Raw genomic sequence first — 21,007 nt, 5'->3', positions numbered from 1 at the left:
TAACCGGGGATCGATATGTACGCTTTAACCCACGGTCGGATTTATACCGGCCATGAAATTCTGGATGACCATGCGATTGTTATCGCCAATGGCCTGATTGAACGTGTTTGCCCGCTGGCGGAACTGCCGCCGGAGATAGAACAGCGCTCACTCAATGGAGCAGTAATCTCCCCCGGTTTCATCGACGTGCAGCTTAACGGCTGCGGCGGTGTGCAGTTCAATGACACCGCCGAGGCGGTGACGGTTGAAACGCTGGAAATCATGCAGAAAGCTAACGAGAAATCAGGCTGCACCAGCTATCTGCCGACGCTCATCACCAGCAGTGATGACCTGATGAAACAGAGTATCCGCGTGATGCGCGAATACCTCGCCAAACACCCGAACCAGGCGCTGGGTCTGCATCTGGAAGGGCCATGGCTGAACATAGTGAAAAAAGGCACGCATAACCCGGATTACGTGCGCAAGCCGGATGCTCAACTGGTCGACTACATGTGTGCCAATGCTGATGTGATCGCTAAAGTGACGCTGGCGCCTGAAATGACCGGTACTGAGGTCATCAGCAAACTGGCTGCCGCCGGGATTGTGGTTTCAGCAGGCCACTCAAACGCCACGCTGAAAGAAGCCAAAGCAGGCTTCCGTGCCGGCATTACCTTTGCGACCCACCTTTACAACGCCATGCCGTATATTACCGGCCGTGAACCGGGTCTGGTCGGGGCGATTCTCGACGAACCAGACGTCTACTGCGGCATTATCGCTGATGGCATGCACGTTGATTACACCAACATTCGCAACGCCAAACGGCTGAAAGGTGACAAGCTCTGCCTGGTCACCGATGCCACTGCGCCAGCAGGTGCAAATATTGAGCAGTTCATTTTTGCTGGTAAAACAATATACTACCGCAATGGACTGTGTGTGGATGAAAACGGTACGCTGAGTGGCTCCTCTTTGACCATGATTGAAGGGGTGCGTAATCTGGTGGAGCATTGTGGGATTGCGCTTGATGAAGTCCTGCGTATGGCCACCCTTTATCCGGCTCGCGCCATCGGCGTGGATAAACAGCTCGGCGGAATTGCACCAGGTATGGTTGCAAACCTGACGGCATTCACACACGATTATAAAATTATTAAGACCATCGTTAATGGTAACGAGGTCGTCACTGAGTAAGTAAAAGTATGACACCAGGCGGACAAGCTCAAATCGGTAATGTCGATCTCGTTAAACAACTTAACAGTGCGGCGGTTTATCGCCTGATTGACCAACATGGTCCAATCTCGCGGATCCAGATAGCCGAACAAAGCCAGCTTGCTCCCGCCAGCGTGACAAAAATTACCCGCCAGCTCATTGAGCGCGGTTTGATCAAAGAAGTCGATCAGCAGGCCTCCACCGGGGGCCGCCGCGCCATCTCCATCATTACCGAAACCCGTAACTTTCAGGCCATTGGCGTCCGGCTTGGTCGTCATGACACCACGCTCACGCTGTACGATTTGAGCAGCAAAGCCATTGCGGAAGAGCACTACCCACTGCCCGAGCGCACCCAGGAGACGCTGGAACACGCGCTGCTGAATACTATCGCGCACTTTATTGAAAGCTGTCAGCGCAAGATCCGCGAACTGATCGCCATCTCCGTCATTCTGCCGGGCCTGGTCGACCCGGAAAGCGGTGTGATCCGATACATGCCGCATATTCAGGTTGAGAACTGGGCGCTGGTCGACGCGCTGGAAAAACGCTTTAAGGTGACCTGCTTTGTCGGCCATGATATTCGTTCTTTAGCGCTGGCTGAGCACTACTTTGGTGCGAGTCAGGACTGTGAAGACTCTATTCTGGTGCGCGTACACCGCGGTACGGGCGCAGGCATTATCTCCAATGGCCGTATTTTTATTGGTCGTAACGGTAACGTTGGCGAGATCGGCCACATCCAGGTTGAACCGCTCGGCGAACGCTGCCACTGCGGCAACTTCGGCTGCCTTGAAACCATCGCCGCCAACACGGCCATCGAGCAGCGCGTTCGCCACCTGCTTGAGCAGGGTTATCAAAGCCGCGTCACGCTGGACGATTGCAAGATAGGCACCATCTGCAAAGCCGCCAATAAAGGCGACGCGCTGGCCTGTGAGGTGATCGAGCAGGTAGGTCGCCATCTGGGGAAAACCATCGCCATCGCCATTAACCTGTTTAACCCGCAGAAAGTGGTGATCGCCGGAGAGATTGTTGAAGCGGAAAAGGTGCTGCTGCCCGCCATCGAAGGCTGTATCAACACCCAGGCGCTGAAAGCATTCCGACAGAACCTCCCGGTGGTTCGTTCGAAGCTTGACCATCGCTCGGCGATTGGCGCGTTTGCGCTGGTCAAGCGCGCCATGCTCAACGGGATCCTGCTCCAGCATTTGCTGGAATCCTGATCGGACCTTATAGTAACGCCTTCTTTTTTTGATGTCGGAATGTCCATGACCATTAAGAATGTAATTTGTGATATCGACGGCGTGCTGATGCACGACAACGTTGCCGTGCCGGGTGCTGCGGAGTTTCTTCACCGCATCATCGACAAAGGAATGCCACTGGTTCTACTCACGAACTACCCTTCCCAAACCGGTCAGGATCTGGCGAACCGCTTTGCCACCGCAGGCGTCGACGTGCCGGACAGCGTGTTTTATACCTCCGCAATGGCAACGGCGGATTTCCTGAAGCGTCAGGAAGGAAAAAAAGCCTACGTGGTCGGTGAAGGCGCGCTGATCCACGAGCTGTATAAAGCAGGCTTTACCATTACCGATGTGAACCCGGACTTTGTGATCGTGGGTGAAACGCGCTCCTTTAACTGGGAGATGATGCATAAAGCAGCCTACTTTGTCGCCAACGGTGCACGCTTTATCGCCACCAACCCGGATACGCACGGCCGTGGTTTCTATCCGGCCTGCGGCGCGCTGTGCGCCGGTATTGAAAAAATCTCGGGCCGTAAGCCTTTTGTTGTCGGCAAACCGAGCCCGTGGATCATCCGCGCCGCGCTGAATACGATGCAGGCACACTCAGAAGAAACCGTCATTGTTGGCGACAACCTGCGCACCGATATTCTGGCTGGCTTCCAGGCAGGGCTTGAAACCATCCTGGTACTTTCTGGCGTCTCGCAGCTTGATGACATCGATACGATGCCCTTCCGACCTAGCTGGATTTACCCCTCTGTCGACGAAATCGACGTTATTTGATTCTGAACCACGTCCCAGGGCGTGGTTTTTCATTTTCAGCTTATATAAACAAAACACCATCTAACAAAAAACCATTTTCATTGCATAATCATCAATAAAAGGATGCGTGACGTACTCTTTTTTCACTATTCCGCAATCACTATTGCACTATTTCCGTTTTGGCCCGTAAAACCCTTGCGCCCCTCCCCCCTTTTGCGGCATTTTCATAAGCAAGCAACATCACAATGCAACAGGGTTAACGGAGAAGGTTATGTGTTCAATTTTTGGCGTACTGGATATTAAAACTGACGCGGGCGAACTGCGTAAAAAAGCACTCGAATTGTCCCGCCTGATGCGCCATCGCGGCCCGGACTGGTCAGGCGTTTACGCCAGCGACAAAGCGATTCTGGCTCACGAACGTCTGTCTATTGTTGACGTCAACGCCGGTGCACAGCCGCTGTATAACGAGAAAAAAACGCACGCGCTGGCTGTCAACGGTGAGATCTACAACCATCAGGCGCTGCGCGCCGAGTACGGCGACCGCTACGCGTTCCAGACCGGCTCTGACTGTGAAGTGATCCTGGCGCTGTATCAGGAGAAAGGCCCCGAGTTCCTGGACGACCTGCAGGGTATGTTTGCCTTTGCCCTGTACGACAGCGAAAAAGACGCTTACCTGATTGGCCGTGACCATATCGGCATTATCCCGCTGTACATGGGCCACGACGAACACGGCAACTTCTACGTTGCCTCAGAGATGAAAGCCCTGGTGCCGGTCTGCCGCACCATCAAAGAGTTCCCGGCGGGCAGCTATCTGTGGAGTAAAGACGGTGAAATCCGTTCGTACTACCAGCGCGACTGGTTCGATTATGACGCGGTGAAAGACAACGTGACGGATAAAGCCGAGCTGCGTCAGGCGCTGGAAGATTCCGTGAAAAGCCACCTGATGTCAGACGTGCCTTACGGCGTACTGCTCTCCGGCGGTCTGGACTCCTCCGTGATCTCCGCGATCACCAAGAAGTTCGCGGCTCGTCGCGTGGAAGATCAGGAGCGCTCCGAGGCCTGGTGGCCGCAGCTGCACTCCTTTGCCGTGGGCCTGGAAGGGGCACCGGATCTGAAAGCCGCGCAGGAAGTGGCAAACCACCTCGGCACCGTGCACCATGAAATTCACTTCACCGTGCAGGAAGGCCTGGATGCGATCCGCGATGTGATCTATCACATTGAAACCTATGACGTGACCACCATTCGCGCCTCCACGCCGATGTACCTGATGTCGCGTAAGATCAAGGCGATGGGCATCAAGATGGTGCTCTCCGGCGAAGGTTCTGACGAAGTGTTTGGCGGCTACCTGTACTTCCATAAAGCGCCAAACGCCAAAGAGCTGCATGAAGAGACCGTGCGTAAGCTGCAGGCGCTGCATATGTTCGACTGTGCCCGTGCCAACAAAGCGATGTCGGCCTGGGGCGTGGAAGCGCGCGTGCCGTTCCTGGATAAGAAATTCCTCGACGTGGCGATGCGCATCAACCCGCAGGATAAAATGTGCGGCAACGGCAAAATGGAAAAACATATCCTGCGTGAATGTTTTGAATCTTACCTGCCGGCGAGCGTGGCATGGCGTCAGAAAGAGCAGTTCTCTGATGGCGTTGGCTACAGCTGGATCGACACCCTGAAAGAGGTGGCAGCGAAGCAGGTTTCTGACCAACAGCTGGAAACCGCAAGCTTCCGCTTCCCGTACAACACGCCGGGCTCGAAAGAAGCGTACCTCTACCGTGAGATCTTTGAAGAGCTGTTCCCGGTGCCGAGCGCTGCCGAGTGTGTTCCTGGCGGTCCGTCAGTAGCCTGTTCATCCGCAAAAGCCATTGAATGGGATGAATCTTTCAAGGCGATGAACGATCCATCGGGGCGTGCGGTAGGCGTTCACCAGTCCGCCTACAAATAATCACAACGATTTCAAACAGGCCCCTCAGGGGCCTGTTTTTTTTGCCTCACATTTCACCACCAAAAACCGATTAATAACCAATAATTGCCGAATATTCGGTCACGCTGTTCGCAACCTAACCAAACAGTCACATTCCGGCTATTTTCGTTGAAAAAGGTGTTGACGCTGCAAGGGTCTATACGCATAATGCGCCCCGCAACGCCGATAAGGTAACGCGAAAAAAAGATGGCTACGTAGCTCAGTTGGTTAGAGCACATCACTCATAATGATGGGGTCACAGGTTCGAATCCCGTCGTAGCCACCATCTTTTTGCGGGAGTGGCGAAATTGGTAGACGCACCAGATTTAGGTTCTGGCGCCGCAAGGTGTGCGAGTTCAAGTCTCGCCTCCCGCACCATTCCCGGGTAAGCGTTGCACGGATGGGGTATCGCCAAGCGGTAAGGCACCGGTTTTTGATACCGGCATTCCCTGGTTCGAATCCAGGTACCCCAGCCATATTTCTTCGATTTTGCGGTTCTCCGCGGTATTGGGGTATCGCCAAGCGGTAAGGCACCGGTTTTTGATACCGGCATTCCCTGGTTCGAATCCAGGTACCCCAGCCATCGAAGACTGCAGTACTGGCTACGTAGCTCAGTTGGTTAGAGCACATCACTCATAATGATGGGGTCACAGGTTCGAATCCCGTCGTAGCCACCAAATTAAGATTATCGATTTGTTTCGGTAATAAAAAATTGTTGGGGTATCGCCAAGCGGTAAGGCACCGGATTCTGATTCCGGCATTCCGAGGTTCGAATCCTCGTACCCCAGCCAATTTAAAAGTCGTTAAGCAGTCTGTTTAACGCAATTGGGGTGTCGCCAAGCGGTAAGGCTCTGGTTTCTGATACCAGCATTCCGGGGTTCGAATCCCTGCACCCCAGCCACTTAAAACAAACAAGCCCGCTCTGCGGGCTTTTTTGTTTTTATTGTTCAGAATAGTGCGGCCTGATGCCCTCACCCTACCCCTCTCCCACAGGGAGAGGGAATTAAGATTAGAGTCCGAGGGCGTATTTCAGCGCCTGACGCTTCAGCCCACCGGCACGCTCTGCCGCCATTAAGCCAATGTTACGCAGAATGCGCACCGGGGCCAGGTCATTGCTGAAACCGGCATAAAACAGATCCATCCCTGACTGCATGATGAAGTTATCCGCCATACGGCGCGTCTGGTAGCGCTTCAGTACCTGATGGCTGGCCCAGGCTTCCGCGTGAGCGCGTGCGTTGCCCAGCACGTCCAGTAACGCATCGACGTCACGGTATCCAAGATTGACTCCCTGCCCCGCCAGCGGGTGGATGGTGTGTGCCGCATCACCCACCAGCGCCAGCCCTTCTCGGGCATACTGTAAAGCATGACGGCGCGTGAGCGGGAATGCACCTGCGGTGACTGGCGTCACGTTGCCAAGGCGGCTCGGGAAGTGAAGCAGGATCTCGCGCTGCAGCTGCTCCATCGACAGCCCCTGCAGCTGGCGAATGCGCGCCGGTTTGTCGTACCACACCAGCGAAGCCCAGTTATCAAACAGCGGCAAGAATGCATGCGGGCCGTTCGGCGTAAAGTGCTGCCAGGTGCTTTCGCCCGGCGCATTCTCACACTGAACGGTGATTAACATGCAGGATTGCTGATATTGCCAGGCATGAACCCCAATACCCGCTATCTCCCTGACCTGCGAGTTAGCGCCATCGGCCCCGACGACCAGCTTCACGGCCAGTTCATCGCCGCTGTCGAGCGTCAGCAAATAGCCGCTTTCATGAGGATGCAGTGCCTTAAGTGACGCAGGCATACGCAGCGTCACCTTCGGATGTGCCTCCAGCGCCTGCCAGAGCGCCAGCTGGAGCACGTTGTTTTCCACCATATAGCCCAGGCGCGGCAGCTTCAGCTCGGCGGCGTCAAACGACACGTGGGCATTTTCCCACTCCCAGGTTTCAAGACGGCTGTAAGGGTGTGCGCGCATCGCCTGCACCGCCTCCCAGACGCCCAGGCCGCGCAGCAGATCGACGGACGCCGCGCTGATGGCGGAAATGCGCACGTCCGGTTTGCTGGCGGGATCGAATGCCGGGGGAGCCGCCTGTTCAATAACGGTTACATCAAATCCCTGCTGCGCCAGCCCCAGCGCCAGCGCGCCGCCGACCATACCGCCGCCGACAACGGCAACTTCGGTGTGTTGGAGTGTCATGGTCAATTTTCCTTATTGGAGAATCCCTTAAGTTTACCGGATTTTTGCGGTCCTGAGACACACAACCTTCATACTGGTCACAACCCCACCAAAGCATTACAATACGCGGCTTGCAATCCTGAGCTGAGCAAGTCGATGACTAAAAAACTCCATATAAAAACCTGGGGCTGTCAGATGAACGAATACGATTCATCCAAGATGGCCGATCTGCTGGATACCACCCACGGATACCAGCTGACTGAAAATGCGAAAGAAGCCGATGTGCTGCTGCTGAACACCTGTTCAATTCGTGAAAAAGCACAGGAAAAAGTCTTTCATGTGTTAGGCCGCTGGAAGCTTCTTAAACGGAAAAATCCGGACCTGATCATTGGCGTCGGTGGCTGCGTCGCGTCGCAGGAAGGTAAGCTGATCCGCCAGAGAGCCCCGTATGTGGATATCGTCTTTGGTCCTCAGACCCTGCACCGCCTGCCGGAGATGATCAATCAGGTTCGCGGTAACCGTAGCCCGGTCGTTGACGTCAGCTTCCCGGAGATCGAGAAATTTGACCGTCTGCCAGAGCCGCGCGCCGATGGCCCGACCGCCTTCGTCTCGATCATGGAAGGCTGCAACAAATACTGTACCTACTGCGTGGTGCCTTACACCCGCGGTGAAGAGGTCAGTCGCCCGGCGGACGACATTCTGTTTGAAATTGCCCAGCTTGCCGCGCAGGGCGTTCGCGAAGTGAACCTGCTGGGCCAGAACGTTAACGCCTGGCGCGGCGAGAACTACGACGGCACCACCGGCAGCTTTGCCGAACTGCTGCGCCTGGTGGCCGCGATTGACGGCATCGACCGTATTCGCTTTACCACCAGCCATCCGATGGAGTTTACCGACGACATCATTGACGTCTATCGCGATACGCCAGAGCTGGTGAGCTTCCTGCACCTGCCGATTCAGTGCGGCTCTGACCGCGTGCTGAACCTGATGGGCCGTCCGCATACGGTGCTGGAGTACAAATCCACCATCCGCAAGCTGCGCGAAGCGCGCCCGGATATCCAGATTAGCTCTGACTTTATCGTCGGCTTCCCAGGCGAAACCGCTGATGACTTCGAGCGCACCATGAAACTCATCGGTGAAGTGAATTTCGACGTCAGCTACAGCTTCATCTTCTCAGCGCGTCCTGGCACGCCTGCGGCCGACATGGTTGATGACGTGCCGGAAGAAGAGAAAAAGCAGCGTCTGTATATTCTTCAGGAACGCATCAACCAGCAGGCCAACGCCTGGAGCCGCCGCATGCTCGGCACCGTCCAGCGCATTCTGGTGGAAGGCACCTCCCGTAAGAGCATTATGGAGCTCTCTGGTCGTACCGAGAACAACCGCGTGGTGAACTTCGAAGGCACCCCGGACATGATCGGTAAATTTGTGGACGTCGAAATTGTCGAAGTGCTGACCAACTCGCTGCGCGCGAAGGTGGTACGCACCGAGGACGAAATGGGCCTGCGTATTGCCGAGTCACCGGAATCCGTTATTTCTCGTACCCGCAAAGAAAACGATTCTGGCGTTGGGATTTACCAGCCTTGATCCTTCAGGCCTGCCTCTTCGGCAGGCCTTGTATTTCCTCTCATCACCCCCAATATCTACCGCAACGCTTGCGCCTTTATTCTGTGGCGTGAATAATTTCGGTAATGACCGTTCTATTGCGCCGTGTGGCAGCGGGTCAGTTAACCATTTAAAGAGGAACAGTTTGAACATAGATACGCGTGAAATTAGCCTTGAGCCCGCAGACAACGCTCGCCTGCTGAGCCTGTGCGGGCCGTTTGATGACAACATCAAACAACTGGAGCGACGTCTGGGTATCGAAATCAATCGTCGCGATAACCATTTCAAACTCACCGGACGCCCTATCTGCGTCAACGCGGCAGCAGATATTCTGCGCAGCCTGTATGTCGATACCGCACCGATGCGCGGCGAAATTCAGGATATCGAGCCGGAACAGATCCACCTCGCCATTAAAGAGGCGCGCGTGCTTGAGCAGAGCGCGGAAAGCGTGCCGGACTACGGCAAGGCGATCAATATCAAGACCAAGCGTGGCGTCATCAAGCCGCGTACGCCGAACCAGGCGCAGTACATCGCCAATATTCTTGACCATGACATCACCTTCGGCGTGGGTCCGGCGGGTACAGGTAAAACCTATCTGGCGGTTGCCGCTGCGGTGGATGCGCTGGAGCGTCAGGAGATCCGTCGTATCCTGCTGACCCGCCCCGCCGTTGAAGCGGGTGAAAAACTCGGCTTCCTGCCCGGCGATCTGAGCCAGAAGGTCGACCCTTACCTGCGCCCGCTGTACGACGCGCTGTTCGAGATGCTCGGCTTCGAGAAAGTGGAGAAGCTGATCGAACGTAACGTGATCGAAGTGGCCCCGCTCGCCTACATGCGCGGCCGCACGCTCAACGACGCGTTCATCATTCTCGATGAAAGCCAGAACACCACCATCGAACAGATGAAAATGTTCCTGACGCGTATCGGCTTCAACTCGAAAGCGGTGATCACCGGTGACGTCACCCAGATCGACCTGCCGCGCAGCACTAAATCAGGCCTGCGCCACGCCATTGAGGTGCTGTCAGAGGTAGACGAAATTAGCTTTAACTTCTTCCACAGTGAAGACGTCGTTCGCCACCCGGTGGTCGCGCGCATCGTTAACGCCTATGAAGCCTGGGAAGAGGCGGATCAAAAACGCAGGGCCGAACAGGCCGCGGAACGTAAGCGCGAAGCGCAGGAGCAAGAACAGAAATGAGTCAGGTGATCCTCGATTTACAGCTGGCATGTGAAGACAATTCCGGCATGCCAGAAGAGGCACAGTTTCAGAAATGGCTGGATGCGGTAATCCCCCAGTTTCAGGAAGAATCAGAAGTCACGATTCGCCTGGTGGATGAAGCGGAAAGCCATGAGCTTAACCTGACCTACCGCGGGAAAGATAAGCCAACCAACGTGCTCTCTTTCCCGTTCGAAGCGCCGCCGGGTATTGAGATGCCGCTGCTGGGCGATCTGATCATCTGCCGTCAGGTGGTTGAGCAGGAAGCCAAAGAGCAGCAGAAACTGCTGGAAGCCCACTGGGCGCATATGGTGGTACACGGCAGCCTGCACCTGCTGGGCTACGACCACATTGAAGATGACGAAGCGGAAGAGATGGAGTCCCTTGAGACAGAGATAATGCTTGCTCTGGGCTATGAGGATCCGTACATTGCCGAGAAAGAATAGTCAGTTACTGACTACCATGCCGCCGCGCAGGGACATAGCGCGGCGGTTAACATTGAACTAACAAGAGAACCCTTAACAAACGCCATGAGCGACGACAATTCACACAGTAGCGACACGACAACCAGTAAAAAGGGATTTTTCTCCCTCATTCTGAACCAGCTTTTCCACGGCGAGCCGAAAAACCGTGATGAACTGCTGGAGCTGATTCGTGATTCCGGGCAGAACGACCTTATCGACGAAGATACGCGCGAAATGCTCGAAGGGGTCATGGACATTGCCGACCAGCGCGTCCGCGACATCATGATCCCTCGCTCGCAGATGATCACCCTGAAACGTAACCAGACGCTGGACGAGTGCCTCGATGTGATCATCGAATCCGCCCACTCGCGTTTCCCGGTCATCAGCGAAGATAAAGATCACATCGAAGGGATTTTGATGGCCAAAGATCTGCTGCCGTTTATGCGCAGCGATGCCGAAGCCTTCAGCATGGAAAAAGTGTTACGCCAGGCCGTGGTCGTGCCGGAAAGTAAACGTGTGGATCGAATGCTGAAAGAGTTTCGCTCTCAGCGTTACCACATGGCGATTGTTATTGATGAATTCGGCGGTGTCTCAGGTCTTGTCACGATCGAAGATATTCTTGAGCTGATCGTGGGCGAAATCGAAGACGAGTACGACGAAGAAGAAGATATCGACTTCCGTCAGCTTAGTCGCCACACCTGGACCGTGCGCGCGCTGGCCTCGATTGAAGATTTCAACGACGCCTTCGGTACCCACTTCAGCGATGAAGAGGTCGATACCATTGGCGGGCTGGTGATGCAGGCCTTTGGCCATCTTCCGGCGCGCGGTGAGACCGTTGACATCGACGGTTACCAGTTCAAAGTGGCAATGGCCGACAGCCGACGTATTATACAGGTTCACGTCAGAACGCCGGACGATTCACCGGTGCCAAAACTGGAAGATTAATGTAAATGGCATTTGCCCCATTGCTTGAACGCCAGCGCGTCCGTTTGCTGCTGGCGCTGTTACTCGGAGCCAGCGGTACGCTGGCTTTTTCTCCTTACGATATCTGGCCCGCGGCCATTCTCTCCCTGATGGGGCTTCAGGGGTTAACCCTGAATCGTCGTCCGGTACAGGCCGCTGCGATCGGCTACTTCTGGGGGCTGGGGCTATTTGGCTCCGGCATTAACTGGGTCTACGTCAGCATCGCACAGTTTGGCGGGATGCCGGGGCCGGTTAACGTCTTCCTGGTCGTCCTGCTCGCCGCCTATCTCTCGCTCTATACCGGTCTGTTCGCCGGAATTCTCTCTCGCCTGTGGCCTAAAACCACCTGGCTGCGTGTCGCCATTGCCGCGCCGGTGGTCTGGCAGATTACCGAGTTCCTCCGCGGCTGGGTGCTGACCGGCTTCCCGTGGCTGCAGTTCGGCTACAGCCAGATTGACGGCCCGCTGAAAGGTCTGGCACCGGTAATGGGCGTTGAAGCCATTAACTTCCTGCTGATGGTGGTAAGCGGCCTGCTGGTACTGGCGCTGGTCACGCGCGGCTGGAAGCCGCTGGCTGTGGCGCTGGTGCTGTTCGCCCTGCCCTTCCCGCTGCGCTATATCCAGTGGTTCACGCCCGAGCCCGAGCGCGCCATGCAGGTTTCCATGGTGCAGGGGAATATCCCGCAGTCCATGAAGTGGGACGAAAAAGAGTTGCTGAACACGCTGAAGATCTACGCCAACGCCACCGAAGAGGTGATGGGCAAATCGCAGCTGATTATCTGGCCAGAATCCGCTATTCCCGATCTGGAAATTAACCAGCAGCCGTTCCTCAACATGATGAACGATCTGCTGGTGGCGCGCGGCAGCACCCTGATTACCGGCATTGTTGATGCGCGCCTGAATCAGCAGAACCGCTACGACACCTACAACACCATTATTACACTCGGCAAAGACAGCGAATACAGCTACCACTCCACCGACCGGTACAACAAGAACCACCTCGTGCCGTTCGGTGAATTTGTGCCGCTGGAGTCTATTTTGCGTCCGCTGGCACCGTTCTTTGACCTGCCGATGTCCTCCTTCAGCCGCGGTCCGTACGTTCAGCCCCAGCTTCACGCGCACGGTCTGGCCCTGACGGCCGCCATCTGCTACGAAATCATCCTCGGCGAGCAGGTGCGCGATAACTTCCGCCCGGACACCGACTATCTGCTGACCATCTCCAACGATGCGTGGTTCGGTAAATCAATCGGCCCGTGGCAGCACTTCCAGATGGCGCGCATGCGTTCTCTGGAGCTGGCGCGTCCGCTGCTGCGTAGCACCAATAACGGCATCACCGCCGTGATTGACCCGCAGGGCGAAATCCAGGCCATGATCCCGCAGTTCACCCGTGAAGTGCTGACAACCAAAGTCACGCCAACCACGGGCCTGACGCCGTACGCCCGCACCGGCAACTGGCCGCTGTGGATCCTGACCGCGCTGTTCGGCTTTGGCGCCGTGCTGATGAGCCTGCGTCAGCGTCATAAATAATCTTGCCTTCTGATGCCGGGTGGCGGCTGCGCCTTACCCGGCAATTTCCTCCCAATCTTCAATTCTGGCACGCCTGTTGCTTTATTTATTCACGTAAACGCTGTCTGGCTTAACGTGCAACCTTGTCGCACCAGTGTAGATCGTCGCTAGCACCGAAACGGTGCAACGGGAGATTATTGCCTCTGAATGGTGCGGCGCGCTTCGCAAAAATAAACAATAACGCAGCAAAATCTTTACATTAAGCCAGACTAAATGTTAACAAGCTTGCATAACACTGCACTCGCATTGCGCGAGATATAACAACATCACAATGGGTATCTATGCGTCACTGGCGCTGATAAGAAAGGAGTTGGGTATGCAATTACGTAAACTGGCCACAGCAATGCTGGTTATGGGAATGTCCGCAGGCGTGGTTCACGCTGAAGACGCTCCGGCAGCAGGCAGCACTCTCGACAAGATTGCCAAAAACGGCGTCATCGTGGTCGGCCACCGTGAATCTTCCGTCCCGTTCTCTTACTACGACAACACGCAAAAAGTCGTGGGCTATTCACAGGATTACTCCAACGCTATCGTTGAAGCTGTGAAGAAAAAGCTGAACAAACCTGACCTGCAGGTGAAGCTGATCCCAATCACTTCACAGAACCGTATTCCGCTGCTGCAAAACGGCACCTTTGACTTCGAGTGTGGTTCCACCACCAACAACCTCGAGCGTCAAAAACAGGCGGCCTTCTCTGACACCATCTTTGTCGTGGGCACCCGTCTGCTGACCAAGAAGGGCGGAGCAATCAAAGATTTTGCGGACCTGAAAGGCAAAGCGGTCGTTGTGACCTCCGGTACCACTTCTGAAGTCCTGCTGCACAAGCTGAACGACGAGAAGAAAATGGATATGCGCATCATCAGCGCGAAAGACCATGGCGACTCCTTCCGTACGCTGGAAAGCGGTCGTGCCGTCGCGTTTATGATGGATGACGCCCTGCTGGCGGGCGAACGTGCGAAGGCGAAGAAACCAGACAACTGGGATATCGTCGGTACCGCGCAGTCCAAAGAAGCCTACGGCTGCATGCTGCGTAAAGACGATCCGCAGTTCAAAAAGCTGATCGATGACACTATCGCCCAGGTGCAGACCTCCGGCGAAGCGGAAAAATGGTTCGACAAGTGGTTTAAGAACCCGATTCCACCAAAAAATCTCAATATGAACTTTGAACTGTCTGACGACATGAAAGCGCTGTTCAAATCTCCAAATGACAAGGCTCTTAACTAATTAGAACAACAGGGGCGGGATCTCCTGCCCTCTCGATTGTCGGGAAGCATGGACAGACATATACGCTGAGTGGTCGTTCCCCACTCAGCGCGAAAAAAGAGCTTCTCACCAATCTTCGAGGGTAGCGCTGCTACCCTCTTTTTTCTGGAGTTTATTATGTCAATAGACTGGAACTGGGGCATCTTCCTGCAACAAGCCCCGTTCGGCAACACCACCTATCTTGGCTGGCTGTGGAGCGGCTTTCAGGTTACCGTGGCATTATCGATAACGGCGTGGATCATCGCGTTTCTTGTCGGTTCGCTGTTCGGTATTCTGCGCACCGTCCCTAACCGTTTTCTTTCAACAATTGGCACACTGTATGTGGAACTGTTCCGTAACGTTCCGCTCATCGTGCAGTTCTTTACCTGGTATCTGGTCATCCCGGAACTGCTGCCGGAAAATATTGGCATGTGGTTCAAGTCGGAGCTGGATCCGAACGTGCAGTTCTTTGTCTCCTCCATGATGTGTCTGGGGCTGTTTACCGCTGCGCGCGTTTGCGAGCAGGTGCGTGCCGCCATTCAGTCATTGCCACGCGGACAAAAAAATGCGGGCCTGGCGATGGGCCTGACCCTGCCACAAACCTACCGCTACGTGCTGCTGCCTAACGCCTACCGCGTTATCGTTCCACCGATGACCTCTGAGATGATGAACCTGGTGAAAAACTCGGCCATCGCCTCAACTATCGGTCTGGTGGATATGGCTGCACAGGCGGGCAAGCTGCTGGATTACTCCGCTCACGCGTGGGAATCCTTCACCGCGATCACGCTCGCGTATGTTCTGATTAACGCTTTCATCATGCTGGTGATGAACCTGGTTGAACGCAAAGTACGCCTGCCGGGCAATCTGGGAGGCAAATAATGTACGAATTTGACTGGAGTTCTATTGTTCCATCCATGCCTTACCTGCTCGATGGCCTGGTGATTACCCTAAAGATCACCGCGATCGCTATCGTCGTGGGTATCGTCTGGGGTACCCTGCTGGCCGTCATGCGCCTGTCGAGCTTTAAGCCGCTCGCCTGGTTTGCGACTGCCTACGTTAACGTCTTCCGCTCCATCCCGCTGGTGATGGTGCTGCTGTGGTTTTACCTGATTGTTCCAGGCTTCTTACAGAATGTGCTGGGACTGTCGCCGAAAACCGACATCCGCCTGATCTCTGCGATGGTGGCGTTCTCGATGTTTGAGGCCGCTTACTATTCAGAGATTATCCGTGCGGGTATCCAGAGTATCTCCCGTGGGCAGTCCAGCGCCGCGCTGGCGCTGGGAATGACGCACTGGCAGTCCATGCAGCTCATCATTCTGCCTCAGGCGTTTCGCGCCATGGTTCCGCTCCTGCTGACCCAGGGTATCGTGCTGTTCCAGGATACCTCTCTGGTTTACGTTCTGAGTCTGGCGGACTTCTTCCGTACCGCGTCGACCATAGGTGAACGTGATGGTACGCAGGTCGAGATGGTGCTCTTCGCGGGTGCGGTCTATTTTGTGATTAGTTTAAGCGCGTCGCTGTTGGTCAGCTGGCTGAAGAAAAGGACGGTATAATGATTTCCCTGAAAAATGTTTCTAAATGGTATGGGCACTTTCAGGTGCTGACCGACTGCTCCACCGAAGTCAAAAAAGGCGATGTGGTGGTGGTGTGCGGGCCGTCCGGTTCCGGTAAGTCTACGCTGATCAAAACGGTTAATGGTCTGGAGCCTGTGCAACAGGGCGAAATTGTTGTTAACGGCACGAAAGTGAACGACAAGAAAACCAACCTGGCCCAGCTTCGCTCTCACGTCGGCATGGTGTTCCAGCATTTTGAGCTGTTCCCTCATCTGTCCATTATTGAGAACCTGACGCTGGCTCAGGTCAAAGTGCTCAAGCGTGATAAAAAAGCGTCGCGCGAAAAGGGGCTCAAGCTTCTGGAGCGCGTGGGGCTTTCTGCACATGCCGATAAGTTCCCGGCACAGCTTTCCGGCGGCCAGCAGCAGCGTGTGGCGATTGCGCGCGCACTGTGCATGGATCCGGTGGCGATGCTGTTCGATGAGCCCACGTCAGCGCTCGATCCTGAAATGATCAACGAAGTGCTGGACGTGATGGTCGAGCTGGCGCACGAAGGGATGACCATGATGGTGGTGACGCACGAAATGGGCTTCGCCCGTAAAGTGGCCAACCGCGTGATCTTCATGGACGAAGGGAAAATTGTCGAAGACTCACCGAAAGAAGAGTTCTTCGCCAACCCGAAATCCGAACGCGCCAAAGATTTCCTCGCGAAAATCCTGCACTAATCTTCTCGGTGCGCAATCTGCGGATTGCGCACTGCTTCACGCTTTAGATCTCTTTTTCTATTCGGCGTCACATCGCAGCGTTAACCTTGTCACAAAATAATGCTAAGAATGGAGAACGCTATGGCACACCCTATAATTCTCGACTGCGATCCGGGTCATGATGACGCGATCGCGCTCGTCCTCGCGCTTGCCTCCCCTGAACTGGACGTGAAAGCGGTCACCTCGTCCGCCGGAAATCAGACGCCGGACAAAACCCTGCGCAACGTTTTACGAATGCTGTCGCTGCTGAAACGCACCGATATTCCTGTCGCAGGCGGCGCCGTTAAGCCGCTGATGCGCGAGCTGATCATTGCCGACAACGTTCACGGTGAAAGCGGGCTGGATGGCCCGGCGCTGCCGGAGCCGGGCTTTGCACCGCAAAACTGCACCGCCGTGGAGCTGATGGCGAAGGTGCTGCGTGAAAGTGCAGAACCCGTCACCCTGGTGGCGACCGGCCCCCAGACTAACGTTGCGCTCCTGCTGAACAGCCATCCTGAACTGCACAGCAACATCGCCCGTATCGTCATCATGGGCGGATCAATGGGGCTAGGGAACTGGACGCCTGCGGCCGAATTCAACATCTTTGTTGATCCGGAAGCTGCGGAGATCGTCTTCCAGTCGGGCCTGCCGATTGTGATGGCGGGGCTGGACGTGACGCATCGGGCACAGATTATGGCAGACGATATTGAGCGCTTCCGCGCCGTGGGCAACCCGGTTGCGACAACCGTAGCCGAGCTGCTCGACTTCTTTATGGAGTACCACAAAGCCGAGAAATGGGGCTTTCACGGCGCGCCGCTGCATGACCCGTGCACCATCGCCTGGCTGCTGAAGCCTGAAATGTTTACCACGGTGGACAGATGGGTTGGCGTGGAGACGCAGGGGAAATATACCCAGGGGATGACGGTGGTGGATTACTATTCGCTGACGGGAAATAAACCGAATACGACGCTGATGGTGGATATCGACCGGGAGGCGTTTGTGGATTTGTTGGCGGAAAGACTTGCTTACTATTGTGCGGCCTGACGCCCTCACCCTGGCCCTCTCCCATGGGGAGAGGGAACAAAACTGCGCTTTTACTTATGGCTCAAACGGGCGACGCTGGAACTGATCGTGCCCGCACTTCGGGCACAGCGGCAACACATCCGGCGTATATACCGCAATATGGTGATGGCACTTCTCGCACACCAGATTCCCCAGCCCCACCACTTCACCGCTCTGGTACACGCCGTGATGATTTAAATCCTGGAACACCTCGCGCCACTCCAGCTGGGTTTTATCGGTAATATCCGCCAGCTCCTGCCACAGGCTCTCTTTGATCACCCGCATAAAGACGCTGTCGGCGATCTCATCCTGGCTCTCTTCGTAGCTGCGCGCGAACTCTTCCAGATCGCGGCGTACGGCGCGCGTCACCTCTTCCACTTCGGTTCGCGTTAACTCACCCGTTTGCGTCACCCGTTCACGCGCCTGTTCGACCAGCGCGTCAATATCGCGCTCGCCGTTACGCAGGCGTTCCGTCAGTGTCGCCACCAGTTCGCGGTAAAATTGAGCAACCTTGTTCATCATTTTGCCTCCCGGGTAAGTAACTATTTCTAATAATAGACCTTATTTCGCCGCCGCTTTGTCAGGTGAAGCACAGACCCGGTAAATTCCTGCAAAGTGCAATTGCGCGAAAGGCTGTTTTGACGCGGGCGTTTGGGCTATGCTATGCGGATCTGAATTACCACATCCATTGGCTACATTTTTGTAGCTGTATTGAACACAGGACCACTGGCTGCCATGCAAGAGCAATACCGCCCGGAAGAGATAGAATCAAAAGTCCAGCAACACTGGGACGAGAAGCGCACCTTTGAAGTAACCGAAGACGAGAGCAAAGAGAAGTATTACTGCCTGTCGATGCTTCCCTATCCTTCTGGTCGACTACACATGGGCCACGTGCGTAACTACACCATCGGTGATGTGATCGCCCGTTACCAGCGCATGCTGGGCAAAAACGTTCTGCAGCCAATCGGCTGGGATGCGTTCGGCCTGCCTGCAGAAGGCGCAGCGGTAAAAAACAATACCGCTCCGGCACCGTGGACGTACGACAACATCGCGTACATGAAAAACCAGCTCAAAATGCTGGGCTTCGGCTATGACTGGAGCCGCGAGCTGGCGACCTGTACCCCGGAATACTACCGCTGGGAGCAGAAGTTCTTCACCGAGCTGTACAAAAAAGGCCTGGTGTACAAGAAGACCTCTGCCGTTAACTGGTGCCCGAATGACCAGACCGTTCTGGCGAACGAGCAGGTTATCGACGGCTGCTGCTGGCGCTGCGACACCAAAGTTGAGCGTAAAGAGATCCCGCAGTGGTTTATCAAAATCACCGCTTACGCTGACGAACTGCTGAACGATCTGGATACACTGGATCACTGGCCTGACACCGTTAAGACCATGCAGCGCAACTGGATCGGCCGTTCTGAAGGCGTGGAAATTACCTTCAACGTTGAGAACTACGACCAGACCCTGACCGTCTACACCACCCGTCCGGACACCTTCATGGGTGCGACCTATCTGGCCGTGGCCGCAGGTCACCCGCTGGCGCAGAAAGCGGCAGAGAACAACCCGGAACTGGCGACCTTCATCGACGAATGCCGCAACACGAAAGTGGCCGAAGCCGACATGGCGACGATGGAGAAAAAAGGCGTTGCGACGGGCTTCTATGCTAAGCACCCGCTGACGGGCGAAGCGATCCCGGTCTGGGCAGCAAACTTCGTTCTGATGGAGTACGGTACAGGTGCAGTCATGGCCGTTCCGGGTCATGATCAGCGTGACTACGAGTTTGCCACCAAATACAACCTGCCGATTAAAGCCGTTATTCTGGCCGCCGATGGTTCTGAACCTGACCTGTCCGAGCAGGCGTTGACCGAAAAAGGCACCCTGTTCAACTCCGGTGAGTTCAGCGGCCTCAGCTTCGAAGAGGGCTTCAACGCCATCGCCGATAAGCTGGCCTCACTGGGCGTGGGCGAGCGTAAAGTGAACTTCCGTCTGCGCGACTGGGGCGTGTCCCGTCAGCGTTACTGGGGTGCGCCAATTCCAATGGTGACCCTGGAAGACGGCACCGTCATGCCAACGCCTGAAGATCAACTGCCTGTGATCCTGCCGGAAGACGTGGTCATGGACGGCATCACCAGCCCGATCAAAGCCGATCCTGAGTGGGCCAAAACCACCGTCAACGGCCAGCCTGCGCTGCGTGAAACCGACACCTTCGATACCTTTATGGAGTCCTCCTGGTACTACGCGCGCTACACCTGCCCGCAGTACAAAGAAGGCATGCTGGATTCTGACGCCGCCAACTACTGGCTGCCGGTAGATATCTATATTGGTGGTATCGAACACGCCATCATGCACCTGCTCTACTTCCGCTTTTTCCATAAGCTGATGCGCGATGCCGGCATGGTGAACTCTGACGAGCCCGCTAAACAGCTGCTGTGCCAGGGTATGGTGCTGGCAGACGCCTTCTACTATGTTGGCGCGAACGGAGAGCGTAACTGGGTTTCTCCGGTTGATGCGATCGTTGAGCGCGACGAGAAAGGCCGTATCGTGAAGGCGACAGACGCTGAAGGCCATGAACTGGTTTATACCGGCATGAGCAAGATGTCCAAGTCTAAAAACAACGGTATCGACCCGCAGGTGATGGTTGAGCGTTACGGCGCGGACACCGTACGCCTGTTCATGATGTTTGCTTCTCCGGCTGATATGACCCTTGAGTGGCAGGAATCCGGCGTAGAAGGCGCGAACCGCTTCCTGAAACGCGTCTGGAAGCTGGTGTACGAACATACCGCACAGGGTGATGCTCCGGCACTGAACGCCGCTGCGCTGAGCGAAGATCAGCAGGCACTGCGTCGTGATGTTCATAAAACGATCGCGAAAGTGACCGATGATATTGGTCGTCGTCAGACCTTCAATACCGCAATTGCGGCTATTATGGAACTGATGAACAAGCTGGCGAAAGCCCCGCAGGACGGCGAGCAGGATCGTGCCATCATGCGTGAAGCGCTGCTGGCCGTGGTTCGCATGCTTAACCCGTTCACGCCACACGTCAGCTTTACCCTGTGGCAGGAGCTGAAAGGCGAAGGCGATATCGACAACGCGCCGTGGCCGGTGGCTGACGAAGCAGCGATGGTGGAAAACACCACGCTGGTGGTGGTCCAGGTCAACGGCAAAGTCCGTGGTAAAATTACCGTGGCGGTCGATGCAACTGAAGATCAGGTTCGCGAGCGCGCGGGCCAGGAACCTCTGGTTGCGAAATATCTTGAGGGCGTTACCTTACGTAAAGCGATCTACGTACCGGGTAAACTGCTCAATCTGGTCGTTGGCTAAGC

17 protein-coding genes and 7 tRNA genes are annotated in these 21,007 nt (G+C 55.5%); 22 read left to right on the top strand and 2 right to left on the bottom strand.

The genetic code is table 11. The features are described 5' to 3' along the window. Window positions 1-15 precede the first annotated feature (15 nt). From nagA to HBA26_RS02205, 11 genes are all read left to right on the top strand, one after another. Window positions 16-1,164, top strand: a complete 1,149-nt coding sequence (gene nagA / locus HBA26_RS02255) for an N-acetylglucosamine-6-phosphate deacetylase (protein ID WP_126345034.1) — start codon at window positions 16-18, stop codon at window positions 1,162-1,164. 8 nt (window positions 1,165-1,172) lie between these two features. Next, window positions 1,173-2,393: an N-acetylglucosamine repressor gene (locus tag HBA26_RS02250; RefSeq protein ID WP_028012354.1), complete on the top strand. Its 1,221-nt coding sequence runs from the start codon at window positions 1,173-1,175 to the stop codon at window positions 2,391-2,393. A 45-nt stretch (window positions 2,394-2,438) separates the two neighbouring features. Continuing rightward, window positions 2,439-3,191 carry a ribonucleotide monophosphatase NagD gene (gene nagD / locus HBA26_RS02245; RefSeq protein WP_028012353.1) on the top strand — a complete coding sequence of 251 codons (753 nt, stop codon included), beginning with the start codon at window positions 2,439-2,441 and terminating at the stop codon, window positions 3,189-3,191. A 250-nt stretch (window positions 3,192-3,441) separates the two neighbouring features. Beyond that, on the top strand, window positions 3,442-5,106 hold the full coding sequence (gene asnB / locus HBA26_RS02240) for an asparagine synthase B (protein ID WP_126345035.1): 1,665 nt from the start codon (window positions 3,442-3,444) through the stop codon (window positions 5,104-5,106). A gap of 227 nt (window positions 5,107-5,333) precedes the next feature. Then, window positions 5,334-5,410 (top strand) — tRNA-Met (locus tag HBA26_RS02235). A 7-nt stretch (window positions 5,411-5,417) separates the two neighbouring features. Next, window positions 5,418-5,502, top strand: a tRNA-Leu gene (locus tag HBA26_RS02230). Between the two features lie 23 nt (window positions 5,503-5,525). Further along, window positions 5,526-5,600: transfer RNA gene (locus HBA26_RS02225), tRNA-Gln, on the top strand. A 32-nt stretch (window positions 5,601-5,632) separates the two neighbouring features. Beyond that, window positions 5,633-5,707: transfer RNA gene (locus HBA26_RS02220), tRNA-Gln, on the top strand. 17 nt (window positions 5,708-5,724) lie between these two features. Beyond that, window positions 5,725-5,801 (top strand) — tRNA-Met (locus HBA26_RS02215). A 39-nt stretch (window positions 5,802-5,840) separates the two neighbouring features. Continuing rightward, window positions 5,841-5,915 (top strand) — tRNA-Gln (locus HBA26_RS02210). Between the two features lie 35 nt (window positions 5,916-5,950). Next, window positions 5,951-6,025 (top strand) — tRNA-Gln (locus tag HBA26_RS02205). Window positions 6,026-6,133: 108 nt separating this feature from the next. Here the strand turns inward: HBA26_RS02205 and ubiF are convergent. After that, on the bottom strand, window positions 6,134-7,309 hold the full coding sequence (gene ubiF, locus HBA26_RS02200; protein ID WP_126345036.1) for a 3-demethoxyubiquinol 3-hydroxylase: 1,176 nt from the start codon (window positions 7,307-7,309) through the stop codon (window positions 6,134-6,136). A gap of 135 nt (window positions 7,310-7,444) precedes the next feature. On the opposite strand from ubiF, the gene miaB reads away from it, so the two are divergent. From miaB to rihA, 10 genes are all read left to right on the top strand, one after another. Next, window positions 7,445-8,869, top strand: a complete 1,425-nt coding sequence (gene miaB, locus HBA26_RS02195) for a tRNA (N6-isopentenyl adenosine(37)-C2)-methylthiotransferase MiaB (protein WP_028012350.1) — start codon at window positions 7,445-7,447, stop codon at window positions 8,867-8,869. 163 nt (window positions 8,870-9,032) lie between these two features. Continuing rightward, on the top strand, window positions 9,033-10,079 hold the full coding sequence (locus HBA26_RS02190; protein WP_028012349.1) for a PhoH family protein: 1,047 nt from the start codon (window positions 9,033-9,035) through the stop codon (window positions 10,077-10,079). Continuing rightward, window positions 10,076-10,543, top strand: a complete 468-nt coding sequence (ybeY, locus tag HBA26_RS02185; protein WP_126345037.1) for an rRNA maturation RNase YbeY — start codon at window positions 10,076-10,078, stop codon at window positions 10,541-10,543. The genes HBA26_RS02190 and ybeY overlap by 4 nt, the downstream gene beginning before the upstream one ends. A gap of 84 nt (window positions 10,544-10,627) precedes the next feature. After that, the gene (gene corC / locus HBA26_RS02180) at window positions 10,628-11,506 is read left to right on the top strand and encodes a CNNM family magnesium/cobalt transport protein CorC (RefSeq protein WP_021242574.1); all 879 of its coding nucleotides are present in this window, start codon (window positions 10,628-10,630) and stop codon (window positions 11,504-11,506) included. Window positions 11,507-11,511: 5 nt separating this feature from the next. Continuing rightward, window positions 11,512-13,050 (top strand): apolipoprotein N-acyltransferase, encoded by a 1,539-nt coding sequence (gene lnt / locus HBA26_RS02175; RefSeq protein ID WP_126345038.1) that lies wholly within the window; start codon window positions 11,512-11,514, stop codon window positions 13,048-13,050. Window positions 13,051-13,405: 355 nt separating this feature from the next. Beyond that, entirely contained in the window at window positions 13,406-14,311 is a 906-nt protein-coding gene (locus tag HBA26_RS02170; RefSeq protein ID WP_014831086.1) for an amino acid ABC transporter substrate-binding protein, read from the top strand. A gap of 156 nt (window positions 14,312-14,467) precedes the next feature. Then, the gene (locus HBA26_RS02165) at window positions 14,468-15,208 is read left to right on the top strand and encodes an amino acid ABC transporter permease (protein WP_028012347.1); all 741 of its coding nucleotides are present in this window, start codon (window positions 14,468-14,470) and stop codon (window positions 15,206-15,208) included. Continuing rightward, window positions 15,208-15,882 (top strand): glutamate/aspartate ABC transporter permease GltK, encoded by a 675-nt coding sequence (gltK, locus tag HBA26_RS02160; protein ID WP_028012346.1) that lies wholly within the window; start codon window positions 15,208-15,210, stop codon window positions 15,880-15,882. Before HBA26_RS02165 ends, gltK begins: the two co-directional genes overlap by 1 nt. Then, entirely contained in the window at window positions 15,882-16,607 is a 726-nt protein-coding gene (locus tag HBA26_RS02155) for an amino acid ABC transporter ATP-binding protein (protein ID WP_014883001.1), read from the top strand. Before gltK ends, HBA26_RS02155 begins: the two co-directional genes overlap by 1 nt. A 120-nt stretch (window positions 16,608-16,727) precedes the next feature. Then, on the top strand, window positions 16,728-17,669 hold the full coding sequence (rihA, locus tag HBA26_RS02150) for a pyrimidine-specific ribonucleoside hydrolase RihA (protein ID WP_126345039.1): 942 nt from the start codon (window positions 16,728-16,730) through the stop codon (window positions 17,667-17,669). Window positions 17,670-17,723: 54 nt separating this feature from the next. Here the strand turns inward: rihA and HBA26_RS02145 are convergent, their stop codons facing one another. Further along, window positions 17,724-18,206, bottom strand: a complete 483-nt coding sequence (locus HBA26_RS02145; protein WP_028012343.1) for a zinc ribbon-containing protein — start codon at window positions 18,204-18,206, stop codon at window positions 17,724-17,726. Between the two features lie 216 nt (window positions 18,207-18,422). Here HBA26_RS02145 and leuS point away from each other — a divergent pair, with 216 nt between their 5' ends. Next, entirely contained in the window at window positions 18,423-21,005 is a 2,583-nt protein-coding gene (leuS, locus tag HBA26_RS02140) for a leucine--tRNA ligase (protein WP_048338851.1), read from the top strand. Window positions 21,006-21,007: the final 2 nt, after the last annotated feature.

This window comes from Enterobacter sp. 725m/11 (assembly GCF_011683705.1).
GTDB classification, from domain to species: Bacteria; Pseudomonadota; Gammaproteobacteria; order Enterobacterales; family Enterobacteriaceae; genus Enterobacter; species Enterobacter bugandensis.
This window is presented reverse-complemented; position numbering and strand designations above follow the sequence as displayed.

Excerpts from the sequence above, each read along its gene's own strand:
- asnB (WP_126345035.1), top strand. The coding sequence starts at position 3,442 with ATGTGTTCAATTTTTGGCGTACTGGATATTAAAACTGACGCGGGCGAA.
- nagD (WP_028012353.1), top strand. The coding sequence starts at position 2,439 with ATGACCATTAAGAATGTAATTTGTGATATCGACGGCGTGCTGATGCAC.
- leuS (WP_048338851.1), top strand. The coding sequence starts at position 18,423 with ATGCAAGAGCAATACCGCCCGGAAGAGATAGAATCAAAAGTCCAGCAA.
- corC (WP_021242574.1), top strand. The coding sequence starts at position 10,628 with ATGAGCGACGACAATTCACACAGTAGCGACACGACAACCAGTAAAAAG.
- HBA26_RS02145 (WP_028012343.1), bottom strand. The coding sequence starts at position 18,206 with ATGAACAAGGTTGCTCAATTTTACCGCGAACTGGTGGCGACACTGACG.
- HBA26_RS02155 (WP_014883001.1), top strand. The coding sequence starts at position 15,882 with ATGATTTCCCTGAAAAATGTTTCTAAATGGTATGGGCACTTTCAGGTG.
- ubiF (WP_126345036.1), bottom strand. The coding sequence starts at position 7,309 with ATGACACTCCAACACACCGAAGTTGCCGTTGTCGGCGGCGGTATGGTC.
- HBA26_RS02170 (WP_014831086.1), top strand. The coding sequence starts at position 13,406 with ATGCAATTACGTAAACTGGCCACAGCAATGCTGGTTATGGGAATGTCC.
- lnt (WP_126345038.1), top strand. The coding sequence starts at position 11,512 with ATGGCATTTGCCCCATTGCTTGAACGCCAGCGCGTCCGTTTGCTGCTG.
- miaB (WP_028012350.1), top strand. The coding sequence starts at position 7,445 with ATGACTAAAAAACTCCATATAAAAACCTGGGGCTGTCAGATGAACGAA.
- gltK (WP_028012346.1), top strand. The coding sequence starts at position 15,208 with ATGTACGAATTTGACTGGAGTTCTATTGTTCCATCCATGCCTTACCTG.
- rihA (WP_126345039.1), top strand. The coding sequence starts at position 16,728 with ATGGCACACCCTATAATTCTCGACTGCGATCCGGGTCATGATGACGCG.
- HBA26_RS02250 (WP_028012354.1), top strand. The coding sequence starts at position 1,173 with ATGACACCAGGCGGACAAGCTCAAATCGGTAATGTCGATCTCGTTAAA.
- ybeY (WP_126345037.1), top strand. The coding sequence starts at position 10,076 with ATGAGTCAGGTGATCCTCGATTTACAGCTGGCATGTGAAGACAATTCC.
- nagA (WP_126345034.1), top strand. The coding sequence starts at position 16 with ATGTACGCTTTAACCCACGGTCGGATTTATACCGGCCATGAAATTCTG.
- HBA26_RS02165 (WP_028012347.1), top strand. The coding sequence starts at position 14,468 with ATGTCAATAGACTGGAACTGGGGCATCTTCCTGCAACAAGCCCCGTTC.